The sequence below is a fragment of the Variovorax ginsengisoli genome (assembly GCF_030486595.1).
In the GTDB taxonomy this organism is placed as follows: domain Bacteria; phylum Pseudomonadota; class Gammaproteobacteria; order Burkholderiales; family Burkholderiaceae_C; genus Variovorax; species Variovorax ginsengisoli_B.
Window position 1 is genome coordinate 1 of sequence record NZ_JAUJZH010000049.1, and the last position, 14,261, is coordinate 14,261.

The 14,261-nt window shown below is 66.6% G+C and carries 17 protein-coding genes; 3 read left to right on the plus strand and 14 right to left on the minus strand.

Annotated features, from left to right (window positions below):
* The 9 genes from QZH52_RS36640 to QZH52_RS36680 form a co-directional block, all read right to left on the minus strand.
* The coding region (locus QZH52_RS36640; RefSeq protein WP_301816215.1) for a GTP-binding protein at window positions 1-193 on the minus strand (193 nt) is incomplete at its 3' end.
* Window positions 194-315: 122 nt separating this feature from the next.
* The gene (fusA, locus tag QZH52_RS36645) at window positions 316-2,418 is read right to left on the minus strand and encodes an elongation factor G (protein WP_286521859.1); all 2,103 of its coding nucleotides are present in this window, start codon (window positions 2,416-2,418) and stop codon (window positions 316-318) included.
* An 87-nt stretch (window positions 2,419-2,505) separates the two neighbouring features.
* A complete protein-coding gene (rpsG, locus tag QZH52_RS36650) occupies window positions 2,506-2,979 on the minus strand; it encodes a 30S ribosomal protein S7 (protein WP_286508375.1) in 474 nt (157 codons plus the stop codon).
* Window positions 2,980-3,126: 147 nt separating this feature from the next.
* Window positions 3,127-3,504 (minus strand): 30S ribosomal protein S12, encoded by a 378-nt coding sequence (gene rpsL, locus QZH52_RS36655; protein WP_013543948.1) that lies wholly within the window; start codon window positions 3,502-3,504, stop codon window positions 3,127-3,129.
* 171 nt (window positions 3,505-3,675) lie between these two features.
* Window positions 3,676-4,845, minus strand: a complete 1,170-nt coding sequence (locus QZH52_RS36660) for a D-alanyl-D-alanine carboxypeptidase family protein (RefSeq protein ID WP_301816216.1) — start codon at window positions 4,843-4,845, stop codon at window positions 3,676-3,678.
* 11 nt (window positions 4,846-4,856) lie between these two features.
* A complete protein-coding gene (locus QZH52_RS36665; protein WP_301816217.1) occupies window positions 4,857-5,489 on the minus strand; it encodes an alpha/beta hydrolase in 633 nt (210 codons plus the stop codon).
* 13 nt (window positions 5,490-5,502) lie between these two features.
* A complete protein-coding gene (locus QZH52_RS36670; RefSeq protein WP_301816218.1) occupies window positions 5,503-5,856 on the minus strand; it encodes a (2Fe-2S) ferredoxin domain-containing protein in 354 nt (117 codons plus the stop codon).
* Window positions 5,857-5,865: 9 nt separating this feature from the next.
* Window positions 5,866-6,987, minus strand: a complete 1,122-nt coding sequence (locus QZH52_RS36675; protein WP_301816219.1) for a VanZ family protein — start codon at window positions 6,985-6,987, stop codon at window positions 5,866-5,868.
* Window positions 6,988-6,992: 5 nt separating this feature from the next.
* Window positions 6,993-7,421 carry a CopD family protein gene (locus QZH52_RS36680; protein ID WP_286535005.1) on the minus strand — a complete coding sequence of 143 codons (429 nt, stop codon included), beginning with the start codon at window positions 7,419-7,421 and terminating at the stop codon, window positions 6,993-6,995.
* Window positions 7,422-7,769: 348 nt separating this feature from the next.
* On the opposite strand from QZH52_RS36680, the gene hemB reads away from it, so the two are divergent.
* Both hemB and QZH52_RS36690 read left to right on the plus strand, forming a co-directional pair.
* Window positions 7,770-8,774: a porphobilinogen synthase gene (gene hemB, locus QZH52_RS36685; protein WP_301816220.1), complete on the plus strand. Its 1,005-nt coding sequence runs from the start codon at window positions 7,770-7,772 to the stop codon at window positions 8,772-8,774.
* A 14-nt stretch (window positions 8,775-8,788) separates the two neighbouring features.
* Window positions 8,789-9,919, plus strand: coding sequence for a magnesium transporter CorA family protein (locus QZH52_RS36690; protein ID WP_301816221.1), 1,131 nt, complete (start codon window positions 8,789-8,791; stop codon window positions 9,917-9,919).
* A 147-nt stretch (window positions 9,920-10,066) separates the two neighbouring features.
* On the opposite strand, the gene QZH52_RS36695 is transcribed toward QZH52_RS36690, so the two are convergent.
* Window positions 10,067-10,414, minus strand: coding sequence for a DUF4148 domain-containing protein (locus tag QZH52_RS36695; RefSeq protein WP_301816222.1), 348 nt, complete (start codon window positions 10,412-10,414; stop codon window positions 10,067-10,069).
* Between the two features lie 214 nt (window positions 10,415-10,628).
* The gene (locus tag QZH52_RS36700) at window positions 10,629-10,994 is read right to left on the minus strand and encodes an alpha/beta hydrolase (protein ID WP_353506719.1); all 366 of its coding nucleotides are present in this window, start codon (window positions 10,992-10,994) and stop codon (window positions 10,629-10,631) included.
* 109 nt (window positions 10,995-11,103) lie between these two features.
* On the opposite strand from QZH52_RS36700, the gene QZH52_RS36705 reads away from it, so the two are divergent.
* Window positions 11,104-12,003 (plus strand): LysR family transcriptional regulator, encoded by a 900-nt coding sequence (locus QZH52_RS36705; RefSeq protein ID WP_286521850.1) that lies wholly within the window; start codon window positions 11,104-11,106, stop codon window positions 12,001-12,003.
* On the opposite strand, the gene QZH52_RS36710 is transcribed toward QZH52_RS36705, so the two are convergent.
* From QZH52_RS36710 to QZH52_RS36720, 3 genes are read right to left on the minus strand one after another with little or no spacing between them, the layout of a single operon-like run.
* Window positions 11,996-12,886, minus strand: a complete 891-nt coding sequence (locus QZH52_RS36710; RefSeq protein ID WP_436411670.1) for an amidohydrolase family protein — start codon at window positions 12,884-12,886, stop codon at window positions 11,996-11,998. The two genes, QZH52_RS36705 and QZH52_RS36710, sit on opposite strands and share 8 nt — an antisense overlap.
* A gap of 14 nt (window positions 12,887-12,900) precedes the next feature.
* Window positions 12,901-13,584, minus strand: coding sequence for a dienelactone hydrolase family protein (locus QZH52_RS36715; RefSeq protein WP_301816223.1), 684 nt, complete (start codon window positions 13,582-13,584; stop codon window positions 12,901-12,903).
* A gap of 2 nt (window positions 13,585-13,586) precedes the next feature.
* Complete coding sequence (locus QZH52_RS36720; RefSeq protein WP_301816224.1) at window positions 13,587-14,207, minus strand: 2-hydroxychromene-2-carboxylate isomerase; 621 nt, start codon at window positions 14,205-14,207, stop codon at window positions 13,587-13,589.
* Window positions 14,208-14,261: the final 54 nt, after the last annotated feature.

Here is a 14,261-nt window from a genome sequence, read left to right on the forward strand (position 1 = left end):
TGTTGATCGTGATGCCGCGCGCCTTTTCTTCAGGAGCCGCGTCGATCTGGTCGTAGGCCTTCGCTTCGCCGCCGAACTTGGCCGACAGCACGGTGGCGATCGCCGCCGTCAGCGTCGTCTTGCCATGGTCCACGTGACCGATCGTGCCCACGTTGACGTGCGGCTTCGTGCGGGTGAATTTTCCTTTTGCCATTTTCTATCCTTGAAAGAGCAGGCCCGTGTGGGGTTTAACGTCTGCACCCTGTTGCTGGTTCGTCCGCCACGGGCAGCGGAAGGCACAAGGTCGCAGACGGCGGGGCGCAAGCCCCTGATGAATTACTTCGAGCGCGACGCCACGATGGCTTCGGCCACGTTGCGCGGTGCTTCGGAGTAGTGCTTGAATTCCATCGTGTACGTGGCGCGGCCTTGCGTGGCCGAACGCAGCGTGGTCGAGTAGCCGAACATTTCCGACAGCGGGACTTCAGCCTTGATGAGCTTGCCGCCGCCGATCATGTCGTCCATGCCCTGCACCATGCCGCGACGCGACGAGAGGTCGCCCATCACGTTGCCGGCGTAGTCTTCGGGCGTTTCGACTTCCACGGCCATCATCGGCTCCAGGATCACCGGCGAAGCCTTGCGGGCGCCTTCCTTGAAACCGAAGATCGCGGCCATCTTGAAGGCCATTTCGTTCGAGTCCACGTCGTGGTACGAGCCGAAGTGCAGGGTGACCTTGACGTCGACGACCGGGTAGCCGGCCAGCACGCCTTGGGTCAGCGCTTCGATCACGCCCTTCTCGACCGCCGGGATGTACTCGCGCGGCACCACGCCGCCCTTGATCGCGTCGACGAACTCGAAACCCTTGCCGGCTTCGTTCGGCTCGAGCTTGAGCACCACGTGGCCGTACTGGCCCTTGCCGCCCGACTGGCGAACGAACTTGCCTTCGGCATCTTCGACCGTCTTGCGGATGGTTTCGCGATAGGCCACCTGCGGCTTGCCGACGTTGGCTTCGACACCGAACTCGCGCTTCATGCGGTCGACGATGATTTCGAGGTGAAGCTCGCCCATGCCGGAGATGATGGTCTGGCCGGATTCTTCGTCGGAACGAACGCGGAACGACGGATCTTCCGAGGCCAGCCGCTGCAGCGCGATGCCCATTTTTTCCTGGTCGGCCTTGGTCTTCGGCTCGACGGCCTGCGAGATCACGGGCTCGGGGAATTCCATGCGCTCGAGCGTGATGATCGCGTCAGGGTCGCACAGCGTTTCGCCGGTCGTGACGTCCTTCAGGCCCACGCAGGCGGCGATGTCGCCGGCGCGGATTTCGTCGATTTCAAGACGCTCGTTGGCGTGCATCTGCACGATACGGCCGATGCGTTCCTTCTTGCCCTTGACCGGGTTGTAGACGGTGTCGCCCTTGCTCAGAACGCCCGAGTAGACGCGCACGAAGGTCAGCTGGCCGACGTAGGGGTCGGTCATGAGCTTGAATGCCAGCGCCGAGAACTTTTCCTCGTCGGTCGGCTTGCGGCTGGTTTCCTTTTCGTCGTCGTCGGTGCCTTCGACCGGCGGGATGTCCATCGGCGAGGGCATCAGCTCGATCACGGCGTCGAGCATGCGCTGCACGCCCTTGTTCTTGAACGCGCTGCCGCACATCATCGGCTGGATCTCGCCGGCGATGGTGCGGGTGCGCAGGCCGAGCGTGATCTCGGCTTCGGAGAGGTCGCCCTCTTCGAGGTACTTGTTCATGAGCTCTTCCGACGCTTCGGCGGCGCTCTCGACCATCTTCTCGCGCCATTCCTTGGCGGACTCGAGCAGTTCGGCCGGGATTTCACGGTAGTCGAACTTCATGCCTTGCGAGGCTTCATCCCAGTAGATGGCCTTCATCTTGCGGAGGTCGACCACGCCCTGGAACTTGTCTTCGGCACCGATCGGGATCACGATCGGCACGGGATTGGCCTTCAGGCGGTCGACCATCATCTGGCGCACGCGGAAGAAGTTGGCGCCGACGCGGTCCATCTTGTTGACGAACGCGAGGCGGGGCACCTGGTACTTGTTGGCCTGGCGCCAGACGGTTTCGGACTGGGGCTGCACGCCGCCGACCGAGTCGTACACCATCACGGCGCCGTCGAGCACGCGCATCGAGCGCTCGACTTCAATCGTGAAGTCCACGTGGCCCGGGGTGTCGATGATGTTGATGCGGTGCTCGGGCATCGAGTGGTCCATGCCCTTCCAGAAGCAGGTCACGGCCGCCGAGGTGATCGTGATGCCGCGCTCTTGTTCCTGCTCCATCCAGTCGGTGGTCGCGGCGCCGTCATGCACCTCGCCCAGCTTGTGGGTCACGCCGGTGTAGAACAGGATGCGTTCGGTGGTGGTCGTTTTGCCGGCGTCGATGTGCGCCGAGATACCGATGTTGCGGTAGCGCTCGATGGGGGTCTTGCGTGCCATGAAATTTACTCCGTTAACGGATGAAAGCCCGCCCACCGCTCTCGGTGGGTCGGGCTTCCAGCCTGTCTGATTTGGGGGGACGAGCTCTTAGAAGCGGAAGTGGCTGAAGGCCTTGTTGGCTTCGGCCATGCGATGCACTTCATCGCGCTTCTTCATGGCGCCGCCACGGCCTTCCGTGGCTTCCATGAGTTCGTTGGCCAGACGCAGGGCCATCGACTTTTCGCCGCGCTTGCGGGCGGCTTCCTTGATCCAGCGCATCGACAGCGCCAGACGACGGACCGGGCGCACTTCGACCGGCACCTGGTAGTTCGCACCGCCGACGCGGCGCGACTTCACTTCGACCATCGGCTTCACGTTGTTGATGGCGATGGTGAAAGCTTCCAGCGGGTCCTTGCCCGGGTTCTTCTTCTCGATCTGGTCGAGCGCACCGTAGATGATGCGCTCGGCGATCGCCTTCTTGCCGCCTTCCATGATCACGTTCATGAACTTCGACAGCTCGACATTGCCGTACTTGGGATCCGGCAGGATTTCACGTTTGGGGACTTCGCGACGACGTGGCATGTTACTAACCTCTTTGCTTCAGTTGGCGCCTTTGCAGGCACCGCGAGAGCCAACAAGAACTCTCACTTACTCGACCCAATATCGGGTCACTTCGTTCGATGCGCCGGCCAGGGCACCCGAACACCGCTGAATGAAATACAGAAGGGCTTAGGCCTTCTTGGGACGCTTCGCGCCGTACTTGGAACGCGACTGCTTGCGGTCTTTCACGCCTTGCAAGTCGAGCGAACCGCGCACGATGTGGTAGCGAACACCGGGCAAGTCCTTGACACGACCGCCGCGAACCAGCACGACGCTGTGTTCCTGCAGGTTGTGGCCTTCGCCGCCGATGTAGGAAATGACTTCGAAGCCGTTCGTCAGGCGCACCTTGGCGACCTTGCGCAGCGCCGAATTCGGCTTTTTCGGGGTCGTGGTGTAGACCCGGGTGCAGACACCGCGACGCTGCGGCGAGTTCTGCATGGCAGGGCTCTTCGAATTGATCTTTTCGACCGTCCGACCCTGACGCACCAGTTGATTGATGGTTGGCATGAATGAATAAGTCCCAAAACTGCCCCCGCAGGCCCTAGGCGTGAACCGGCCGGACGGGGAAACGACCAAGAACTGGTCGAAAACGTGAATCCCTTCGGAAATTCCGAAAAGCCCACGAGTATACAACACCCGTTGCCAGGTTGGGCTAACTTTGTGTAGCCCGGCCCGGCACTACTTGATCCAGAGGCGGACGGCGTCCCAGGCACGCCCCAGGACACCGGCTTGCTGGACCGCATCCAGCGCCAACAGCGGCACTTCGGCCACCGGCTCGTCGCCGAGCGTGACCTTCAGGGAGCCGACCGGCTGGAACTTGGTGAAGGGCGCGACCAGCGGATCGGGGCGCACCACCTGGGTCTTGATCTTGGCTGCCGCGCCGGCCGGCACGGCGACCACGATGGCGTCGGGGCGGCCCAGCTTGACAGTGTTCTGATTGCCCTTCCAGACGGCGGGCGTCGCCACGGCCTGATTGGCTTCGAACAGGCGGACGGCGTCGAAGGCGGTGTAGCCCCAGTTCAGCAGCTTCTGCGACTCGTTGGCGCGGGCGTTCTCGCTGGCCGTGCCCAGCACGATCGACAGCAGGCGGCGGCCGCCCGTCAGGTTCGGGAAGTCACGCTTGGCGGTCGCGACCATGCCGTAGCCCGCCGCCGGCGTATGGCCGGTCTTGAGGCCATCGACCGTCGGATCGCGGAACAGCAGCAGGTTGCGATTGGTCTCGTTGGTCGAGGGCGTGCCCGGCAAGCGGTACTTCTTGATCGCGTAGTAGTGCAGGTACTCGGGGAAGTCGCGCATCAGGCGGGTCGCCAGGATGCCCAGGTCGCGCGCGGTGGTGGTGTGGCCCGGCTCGGTCAGGCCTTCGGGGTTCTTGTAGGTCGTGTTCTTCATGCCGAGGGCCTTGGCCTGCTCGTTCATGAGTTCGACGAAGTGCTCGACCGTGCCGCCCACGCCTTCGGCCAGCGCCACCGTGGCGTCGTTGCCCGACTGCACGATCACGCCCTTGAGCAGGTCCTCGACCGGGACCTGCATCTTCGGGTCGATGAACATCCGTGCGCCGGGCATCTTCCAGGCCCGCGCACTGACCGGCAGGGTCTGCGTCAAAGTGATCTTTTGGGCGCGCAGCGCGTCGAAGACCAGATAGGCCGTCATCAGCTTGGTCAACGAGGCCGGCTCGACGGCGGCGTCGATGTCCTTCTGGGCCAAGGTCTGGTTGGCCGTGACATCCAGCAACAGGAAGCTGCGGGCCGCCACCTCGGGCGGCGTCGGCACCTGGGCCCCGGCGGCAAGACACGAAAATGCGGCGGCAGCCACTGCGAAGGCGCGCAGCGCTTCAACGAAACGGTTCATGGGGGAAAAGACTAGCCCGCGCGCAGGTGGCGGACGACGAGATTCTTGAGCAGCGGCAATTGTCCGTGAAAGAAATGGCCGCCCCCGGGAACTACTGTGACAGGAAGTGACTGCGGCCGCGCCCAGTCCATGACGGCGGCCAGTGGCACCGTGTCGTCCTGCTCGCCGTGCACCACCAGCGCGCGCTCGTGGGCGGCCTGCGGCAAACTCGCCACCGAGAAGCGGGAGGCCGCCGTTCCGACCAGCACCACCTGGCGGATGTCGCGCGCCGCCCAGAGCTTGTCGATGGCGCAGCTGGCGACGAAGGCGCCGAACGAAAAGCCGGCGATCGACAGCGGCCCCTCGGGTGCCAGCTGCGCGACCACCTCGCGCATGTCGTCACATTCGCCGCGGCCTTCGTCGTGCACGCCCTCGCTGGCACCGACGCCGCGGAAATTGAAGCGGACCGCGGTCCAGCCGCAGCTGACGAAGGCGCGCGCCAGGGTCTGCACGACCTTGTTGTCCATGGTGCCGCCGAACAGCGGATGCGGATGGGCGATCACCGCGACGCCCAGCGCCGGCACAGCGTCGGCCGCACGGTCGCGCAGCACCTCGATGGCGCCGGCGGCGCCCTGGATCCGGAGCTTCTCGGTCTGCGAATTCATGGCCGACCGCCCCTCAGCGCCCGACGTCGGGCGCGAGCAGCAGCCGTTCGACCACTTCGCCGTTCTTCAGGTGCGACTCGACGATCTCGTCGATGTCGTCGGCATCGACGAAGGTGTACCAGACCGCCTCCGGATAGACCACCGCGACCGGGCCGCCCGCGCAGCGGTCCAGGCAGCCGGCCTTGTTGACCCGGACCTTGCCCGGCCCGGCCAGGCCGGCCTCCCTGACGCGCGATTTGCAGCGGTCGAATCCGGCCTGCGCCTGGTGCTTGGAGCAGGAGTCCTCGTCGCCCTTGCGTTCGTTCAGGCAGAAGAAGATGTGGCGGCCGTAATAACCCGTCGGCGGGGGCGTGCTGGAACTCGACATCGCCCGATTCTATGGAGCCGGCGCCCCCGGCGCGCGGCGCGAGAGCACGGCCAGCACGTAAGCGAGGGTTGCAAACGGCCAGAGCCATCCCAGCCACTGCGCCAACCCGTGGAAGCGGATGAACCGCCCCTGCTCCCAGGTCGCCAGCGTCTGGGCGAAATAGGCGCTCTCGGGCGCCTGGTTCAGCAGGCTCAGGTGCACTACCAGCGCGATCAGCAGCAGGGCCGCGCAAAGCCGCCGCGGCGCGCCGAGCAGCAGCACGCCGACGATCAGCGCCGCCGCGATCCCGACCTGGACCGGCAGGCTCAGCCAGGCCCAGGCGTGCGGGGGGCCGTAGCTGAGGGCCGCCGAGAGCGCCGAGGCCGCCACCCCGGCCAGCAGGATCGAGGGCAGCAGGATCGCCCGCCGGGCGACCGAGCGCGTGATCAGGAAGCCGAGCAGGCAGGGCACCAGCGCACCCAGCATCACGCACAGCAGTTCGACCCCCGGCACCAGCGGCTCGAGCTCGAACTGGCGCACCGGCATCCAGTCGATGAAGGGCGTGTCGACCAGCCAGTCGGCGATGGCGGCTTCGAGCCGCTCGAACACCTGGCCCAGGCCGAAGCTGACCGCGGCCGGAAAGAGCAGCGCGACCGGCCACAGGGCCAGCAGCACCAGGCCGCCGCGCGAATCCTCGAAGAACCAGTTCGATCGGGTCCGCTGCCAGTGCGCCACTGCGCCGAGCCGCTCGAGCGCCGCCGCCGTCACCGCGCCGGCCAGGACGCCAGCTATGTTGAGCCCGAGGTCGACGTTGGACGGAATGCGCGCCGGCAGGTAGCTCTGCAGCGTCTCCATGGCGAACGAGATCACCGCCCCGACCGCGGTGGCTCGCAGCACCGCGCCGACGGCGCCGGTGCCCGGCCGGTTGCGGATCACCGCGATGGCGGCCAGGAAACCCAGCGGCATGTAGCCGACGACGTTGATGCCGAAGTCGAAGGCGGTCCAGTACTTGGGCCACGGCGCCGCCAGGTAGGCCCAGGGCGCGATGCCCTGGTCGCGCCAGTCGGCGAACGGGTAGAGGCTGGCGTAGACGATCAGCGCGGCATAGGCCAGCGCCAGGGGCAAGGCGACGGACTTGTGCTGCGTGGCCACCGCACTCAGAACGGCTTGACGACCACCAGGATCACGATCGCCAGCAGCAGCAGCACCGGCAGTTCGTTGAACCAGCGGTAGAAGCGGTGGCTACGACGATCGGTGCCGGCGACGAAGCGGCGCAGCAGCACGCCGCAACCGTGGTGGTAGCCGAGCACCAAGACCACCAGGGCCAGCTTGGCATGCATCCATCCGTTGCCCGGTCCGCGCCCGATGCCGTAGCCAAGCCAGAGCCAGAGGCCGAAGGCGAGCGCGGGCAGCGCCAGCAAGGTGGTGAAGCGAAACAGCTTGCGCGCCATCAGCAGCAGGCGGCTGCGCTCGGCGACCGATTCGGGCGCCACCAGCGCCAGGTTGACGAAGATGCGCGGCAGGTAGAACAGCCCGGCGAACCAGCTGGCGATGAAGACGATGTGCAGCGATTTGACCCAGAGCATGGCGGCAGTTTAGGTGGTCGCGTTTCGCCGCGCGGTCGCGGCCGTCCGCTGGCGGACGCGCAAAAAAAAGCCCGACGTCAAAACGTCGGGCTTGGGAAGCCCTTTTGCTGTCACACATCAAGGCACCCGCTCAGGGAGGAAAAGCGGGGGGCAGCAAGCCGCCCAAGACAGAATTTAACAAAGGCAAAACAACCTATCAAGCAAGGTTTGCCATTTTTTTGAACTTATGGCTGAAATCCTTAGTACAAACAGACTCGTTCTTGACTGGTTATAAACAGAAACAGACAGCAGCCCCCTCCAACGCGCCCTCATCCGGCAGCGGCACGCTCTTGGGGCACAATTTTCGCCATGACCCTCCTTGCCCCTTTCCCCGCTGGTCGCCCCCGCCGACTCCGCCGGGACGACTTCACGCGCAACCTGGTGCGTGAGCATTCGCTCTCTTCCCATGACCTGATCTATCCGGTCTTCGTCCAGGAGGGTAAGAAGCGGCGCGATCCGGTCGCCTCGATGCCGGGCGTCGAGCGCCTGAGCCTCGACCTGCTGCTGCCGGTCGCCGAGCAGTGCGTGGCACTCGGGATTCCGGTCATGGCCCTGTTCCCGGTGATCGACGCCCGGCTCAAGACACCGGCCGGCGACGAGGCCTTCAATCCCGATGGCCTGATCCCGCGCGTCGTCGCCGCGCTCAAGTCGCGCTTTCCGGAACTGGGCGTGATGACCGACGTGGCGCTGGACCCCTACACCAGCCACGGCCAGGACGGGCTGCTCGACGACAGCGGCTACATCCTCAACGACCCGACCGTCGAAGTGCTGGTCAAGCAGGCGCTCGCGCAATCGCGCGCCGGCGTCGACATCGTGGCGCCGAGCGACATGATGGACGGCCGGATCGGCGCGATCCGAACCGCGCTCGAGGCGCGCGGCGACGTCCACACGCGGATCATGGCCTACAGCGCCAAGTTCGCGAGCGCCTTCTACGGCCCGTTCCGCGACGCCGTCGGCTCGGCCGCCAACCTCGGCAAGAGCAACAAGAAGGTCTACCAGATGGACCCTGGCAACAGCGACGAAGCGCTGCGCGAGGTCGCGATCGACATCGCCGAAGGCGCTGACATGGTGATGGTGAAGCCCGGCATGCCCTACCTGGACATCGTGCGCCGGGTGAAGGACGAGTTTCGCGTGCCGACCTTCGCCTACCAGGTCAGCGGCGAGTACGCGATGCTGAAGGCGGCGGCGCAGAATGGCTGGCTGGACCATGACGCGGTGATGCTCGAAAGCCTGCTGGCCTTCAAGCGCGCCGGCGCCGACGGCGTCCTCACTTATTTCGCGCTGGACGCTGCCAGGCTGCTCAAGCAGTCCTGAGACCGGCCGCTTTCATGCGCATCTTCAAGATCGACGGCACCCAGGTCACCGAGCACGACGCCCTGGCCCCGATGGCCGCGCCCGGCGCCTGCGAGCGGGGCTACCTGTGGCTGTCGCTGACGCGCGAGGAGTTCCAGGCCTCGCTGCCGCAGGTGCAGGAGGTGCTGCAGTCGCTGTGCGGCACCCTGCTGCTCGACCTGCACGTGAGTGACCTGCTGAACGACCAGCTGCCCTCGCGCTTCGACTACACCTCGCAGTACGACTTGCTCGTGTTCCGCCGGCTGGCGGCCGCCAACGGCAAGGAGCCGGCACCCCAGGCCGACCCCTCCCCGCGGGGCGGTCCGCCGGTGCTGCGCCGGGTCGACACGCGGCCGGTGGGCTTCGCGGTGTTCGACCGGGTGCTGCTGTCGGTGCACCCCGAGGACGGCTCCGTGCGCGACACCTTCGCCGCCAAGCTGCTGGCCGCGGCGGTACCGGACGGCCGCGGCGCGGTCCCGGCGCTCGATGTCCGCGCCGTCTCGGCGCGCCTCCCTTCGGGGCCGGCCGACCTGATGCTGCGGGTGATCAACCAGATCGTCGACGCCTACCTCGACCTGCGACGCGAACTGACCCGCCAGCTCGACCACTGGCAGGCCGAACTGATCGACCCGCACAGCCGCTTCACCAACTGGAGCGCGCTGATGGATTCACGCCAGTCGCTCTACCACCTGGACGAGATCTGCGAGGACCAGCGGGCGGCCATACAGGACTGGATCGACTCGCTCGAGACCCTGCCGGCGCCCGCCGGCGCCGGCGAGCAGCGCGAACGCGAGCTGATCATGGTGCGCAGCCGCGACGTGCTCGAGCACATCGAGCGCGTGGTCCACCACGTGCGGCGCCTGGAGCAGAACGCCGAGACCGCGGTCCAGATGCATTTCAGCGTCCAGGGCCATCGCGCCAACGACATCATGCGGGTCCTGACCGTGCTGACCGCCGTCTTCCTGCCGCTCAACCTGATCGCCGGCATCTTCGGCATGAACTTCGAGTTCATCCCCCTGGTGCACAAGGCCGACGGCTTCTGGATCGCGATGGGCTCGATGGGCGCCATCGCAATCGCGCTCGTCCTGATCTTCTGGCGCAAGCGCTACCTGGCAAGAACCCGATAAAAAAAGAGCTGCCGCCGAAACAAAAAAGCCCGGCGAAGCCCGGGCTTAGTTGGTGAAACACCGCGGAACCGGCTTCGCCGGGCCGCTGGTGTTGCCCCCGGCGAGGGGGTGGGCGGCTACACGCAGTGAGCCAACCTGGGGGAGTACTTACTTCCCCGCTTGAACGCGCGGCTCGGCCGTCTTGTTCATGGTCGAGATCACACGGCTGTTGACGCGCGAGCCGGCGCTCACGTTCTGGTCGGGTGCATTGGCGGTGGCAACGGCCTGGGCGCGAACGGCTTCCGTGCTGGCGACCGAGTTGAACGCTTCGGCGCCGCGCGAGCCGCGCACCACGTTCTGGTTCGGAGCGGCCGCGGTGCGGGCGGCTTCGGCGCTGACTTCGTCGCGGCTCTTGGCCGAAGCGCCGGTGTGGACGCCTTGGTAGGCTTCGGCGTGGGCGCCTGCGGCGGCGAGGAAGGACAGGGCGGCAGCGGCGAGGATGTGGGAGGTCTTCATTTCAAGTTCCTTGGAGTTCGTCGGATTTGTCTTCAAACCAGGCTCGCTGTCGCTGGCCTGTGCGGGCTAGTGTCCAGGCGAATCCCTAGGGGAAAACACCAGGAAAAGAGACACCGAGTTTCCTTAATCGAAACAATGACGCTTCCCGCGAGATCCAAGGAAAAAGCCGGCCCGCACTTTCGCGCGGCCGGCCCTTGGCAAGACAAGAATCGGATCAGAGGCCGGCTTGCTGCGTCACCGGGCGGGTGATGTTGTATTGCGACGGCACCACGCTGTTCACGAAGGCCTTGCGGTCCAGGTTCTGGTTCGGCTCGTGCGCGGTAGCGACGGCTTGCGAGCGGATCACGGCGCGGTCGGCCGATGCGGTCAGCGCCGGGGCGACGCGCGAGGACACGCCGTCGGCGTACGGGTTTTCGCTGCGGGCGGCGACCACGGCCTGGGCATTCACCTCGGCACGGCTGTTGGCCGACACCGGGGCTTGCACGCCTTGGTAGGTTTCGGCCTGGGCAGCGGCGGCGGCCAGGATCGACAGGGCGGCGGCGGCGATGATCTTCGAGGTCTTCATTTCGATGTCTTTCATGGAGTGAGAGGAGCCTTGGCTCAGTGGGATAGAGTTTGCCTCGGATTGATAGGTATAAACCCTATGAAATCGAATCAAGGTGTTCATCAAATCGAAACAATGGAGTGCCATGGACGGTCTCGAACTGCTCAAAACCTTTCGTGAGGTCGCCTTGCGCGGCAGCTTCTCGCGCGCCGCCACGTCGCTCGGGATGTCCAAGGCCAACGCCAGCAAGTACGTGGCGCAGCTGGAAACCCGCTTCGGTGTCCGGCTGCTGAATCGCTCGACGCGCTCGGTCAGCCTGACCGATGCCGGCCACCTGCTGCTGGAGCGCAGCAAGCCCCTGCTCGAAATGATCGAGCGCACCGAGTCCGAGCTGCAGGGCCACGCTGGCCACCCGCGCGGCCGGCTGCGGGTGACGGCGCCGCACGGGCTGGGCAGCAGCAGCTTTTCGGGACTGATCGGCGAGTTCATGGTCACCTACCCCGACGTGCACGTGAGCCTGCACCTGAGCAACCGGGTGATCGACCTGGTGGAGGAAGGCGTCGACATCGCCTTGCGGCTGGGCCGCATTCGCGACGAGAACGTGATCGTCCGCCGGCTGCGCCTGATGGACCTGGCGCTGTGTGCCACACCGGGCTACTGGGCCCGCCGCGGCATGCCGAAGAAGCCCGACGACATGCGCCGGCACGATGTCCTGACCTACTCGCTGGCCGCCGGCGGGCCGCAGCTGCCGTTCGAGGTCGACGGCCAGCCCTACAGCGTGCCGGTGACCAGCCGGATGGACGCCAACGACGCCGCGCCTCTGATCGGCGTCGCACTGGCCGGGCTCGGCGCCATCTGCGTGCCGGTCATGATGGCGCAGTCGCACATCGAGCGTGGCGCGCTGGTGCCGGTGCTGAAGGATTTCATGCCGCGCGATCTCTGGCTTTACGCGGCCTATTCGCAGCGCCGCCACAACAGCGCCGCGCTGCGGGCGCTGCTGGATTTCCTCGAGGCCCGGGTGCGCGACCCCGAGCCGGTCACTTGATTCCGAACAGTCCCGCCGCGTTGCCCCAGGCGATGCGTTGCGCGACCTCGGGCGGCAGGTCGCCGAGCCAGGTGCGGTACCCGCGCATGATCTCGTCGTAGGCGCTCCAGCGCTGGTTGACCCAGGTGTCGGAACCGACCAGGAAGCGCTCCGGGTACTTCAGGATCAGCGCCCGCCATTCGGGGCACAGCGTGCCGCCGTCGCAGGTGAGGCCCGGCCGGTACGACAGCTCGCCCATCAGCAGCGGATAGCGCTCGAGCAGCGCCTGGACCCGCGCGACCGGCGGTCCGCCGATGCCGGTGTGGGCCCAGATCAGGCGCAGCGACCGGCCCCGGGACGGCGCGTTGGCCATCAGCAGGTCGATCGCCACGTCGTCGACGTGCGCCAGCACCGCCAACTGCCGCTGCTCGGCCAGCGCGATCAGCTTGCGGGCCACCGGCCCGTTGGCGTTGGCGCTGTCGTAGAGATGGAATTCGCCCAGCCCACGGTAGGGTCCGCTCGCCGTGCCGCGGGCCAGCTCGGCCTGCACCATCTCGTAGATGCTGTCGTCGCGGAACCAGTTGTCGTAGTCGTCGCGGTTGCGGTAGAGCCGCACGAAGGGCACCACCGTCACGCCGGCGGCGCGCGTCTCGCGGGCGGCCGCGAGCGTCTGGGTGCCGGCGTTGGGACGTGAGTTGGCGACGATCGCCTTGACGCCGTTGCGCTGCATCCGGGCCAGCGCTTCGGCCGGCGGATAGGGCCCGGCGTGGCCGTCCCAGGCTTCCTGGTTGTAGTGCAAGTGGGTGTCGAACAGCGGGCCGGCGTAGTCGGCCGCCCCTGCGAAAGGTGCCAGCAGCGCCGCCGCCAGGGCGAGCGGTGCGAAGCGAAGGCGCCTGCCGGCCACGGCCCGCGCGCCGCTCAGCCGAGGTGCTTGGCGAAGAAGGCCAGCGTGCGCTCCCTGGCGAGCTTGGCGGCCGCCGCATCGTAGGACCCGCGCTGGTCGCAGTTGAAGCCGTGGCCGCATTCGTAGACATGCACCTCGACCTCCGGATGCGCCTTCTTGAAGGCGTCGATGGTGTCGAGCGGAATCCAGTGGTCGTTGTTGCCGAAGTGGGCCAGCACCGGCACCTTGGGCTTGCGCGCCGTTTCCTCGGGGCTGGTCATGCCGCCGCCGTAGTAGGGGGCCGCCGCCGACAGACCCGACACCTCGGCCGCCGCGCGCCAGGTCAGCAGCCCGCCCCAGCAGTAGCCGACGATGCCGACCTTGCCGGCCTTCGACGCATAGTCGACCGCCGCCTGCAGGTCCTGCAGCACGCCCGGTGCCGGCAGCGCCTCGACCGCGGTCTTGAGGCCGAAGCCGTTCTTCATGTCGTCCTCGGTGTAGCCCAGCTCGACGCCCTGCTTCACGCGGTGGAAGGTGGCCGGCGCGACCGCCAGGTAGCCCTCGGCCGCGTAGCCGTCAGCCACCGAGCGGATGTGCGAATTGACGCCGAAGATCTCCTGGACGACCACCACCGCGCCCTTGGGCTTGCCCGCCGGCTCGGCGACGTAGGCGGGAAAGGTGAAGCCGTCTTTGGCGGTGAGATCGATGAATTGACCCATGGTCATGCTCCTTGAGAGGTTGGTTGTTGTTTCAATGCGCGTTCGACGAAATCGAGCCGGTCCTGGCCCCAGAAGATCTCGCCGTCGATGACGTAGCTGGGGGCGCCGAAGACCTTGCAGTCAATGGCTTCCTGGGTGTATTCCTCGTAGCGCTCCTGCACCGCCTGGCTCTGCGCCTGGTCGACCCGGCGGGCGTCGAGCCCGCATTCTGCCGCCAGCGCCTCCAGCACTTTCGGGTCGGCGATGTTGCGCTCCTGGACCCAGACCGCGGCGAACACCGCGCCGCACAGCGACATGGCCCGCTCGGTCCCGTCGTGGAGATCGGTGGCGATGATGAGGCGGGCGGCGTCGTCGCTGGCCACCGGGAAGAACTTGGGCTTGGGGTTGAGCTCGATGTCGAGGTGCTTCGAGCAGCGCGCCAGGTCGACCAGCCGGTAGGCCTGCCGCTGCGGCGCCCGCTTGCCGAGCGGCAGGCCGCCCGAGACCGGGAACACGGAGCCGAAGTCGATCGGCCGGACGCGCACGGCGGCGCCGGCGGCCTTGGCGATGGCGGCGAAGCGCGCATGCCCGAGGTAGGTCCAGGGGCTGTGCGGCGTGAAGTAGTAGTCGATGGTGCGGCTCAAGAGCGTCTCCTCGATGATGTAATCCGACGCAGACGGTTTTAACTGACGCACGGC

Bases quoted from the DNA above. Each gene is read 5' to 3' on its own strand.
- fusA (WP_286521859.1), bottom strand. From the start codon at position 2,418: ATGGCACGCAAGACCCCCATCGAGCGCTACCGCAACATCGGTATCTCG.
- rpsG (WP_286508375.1), bottom strand. From the start codon at position 2,979: ATGCCACGTCGTCGCGAAGTCCCCAAACGTGAAATCCTGCCGGATCCC.
- rpsL (WP_013543948.1), bottom strand. From the start codon at position 3,504: ATGCCAACCATCAATCAACTGGTGCGTCAGGGTCGGACGGTCGAAAAG.
- QZH52_RS36660 (WP_301816216.1), bottom strand. From the start codon at position 4,845: ATGAACCGTTTCGTTGAAGCGCTGCGCGCCTTCGCAGTGGCTGCCGCC.
- QZH52_RS36665 (WP_301816217.1), bottom strand. From the start codon at position 5,489: ATGAATTCGCAGACCGAGAAGCTCCGGATCCAGGGCGCCGCCGGCGCC.
- QZH52_RS36670 (WP_301816218.1), bottom strand. From the start codon at position 5,856: ATGTCGAGTTCCAGCACGCCCCCGCCGACGGGTTATTACGGCCGCCAC.
- QZH52_RS36680 (WP_286535005.1), bottom strand. From the start codon at position 7,421: ATGCTCTGGGTCAAATCGCTGCACATCGTCTTCATCGCCAGCTGGTTC.
- hemB (WP_301816220.1), top strand. From the start codon at position 7,770: ATGACCCTCCTTGCCCCTTTCCCCGCTGGTCGCCCCCGCCGACTCCGC.
- QZH52_RS36690 (WP_301816221.1), top strand. From the start codon at position 8,789: ATGCGCATCTTCAAGATCGACGGCACCCAGGTCACCGAGCACGACGCC.
- QZH52_RS36695 (WP_301816222.1), bottom strand. From the start codon at position 10,414: ATGAAGACCTCCCACATCCTCGCCGCTGCCGCCCTGTCCTTCCTCGCC.
- QZH52_RS36700 (WP_353506719.1), bottom strand. From the start codon at position 10,994: ATGAAAGACATCGAAATGAAGACCTCGAAGATCATCGCCGCCGCCGCC.
- QZH52_RS36705 (WP_286521850.1), top strand. From the start codon at position 11,104: ATGGACGGTCTCGAACTGCTCAAAACCTTTCGTGAGGTCGCCTTGCGC.
- QZH52_RS36715 (WP_301816223.1), bottom strand. From the start codon at position 13,584: ATGGGTCAATTCATCGATCTCACCGCCAAAGACGGCTTCACCTTTCCC.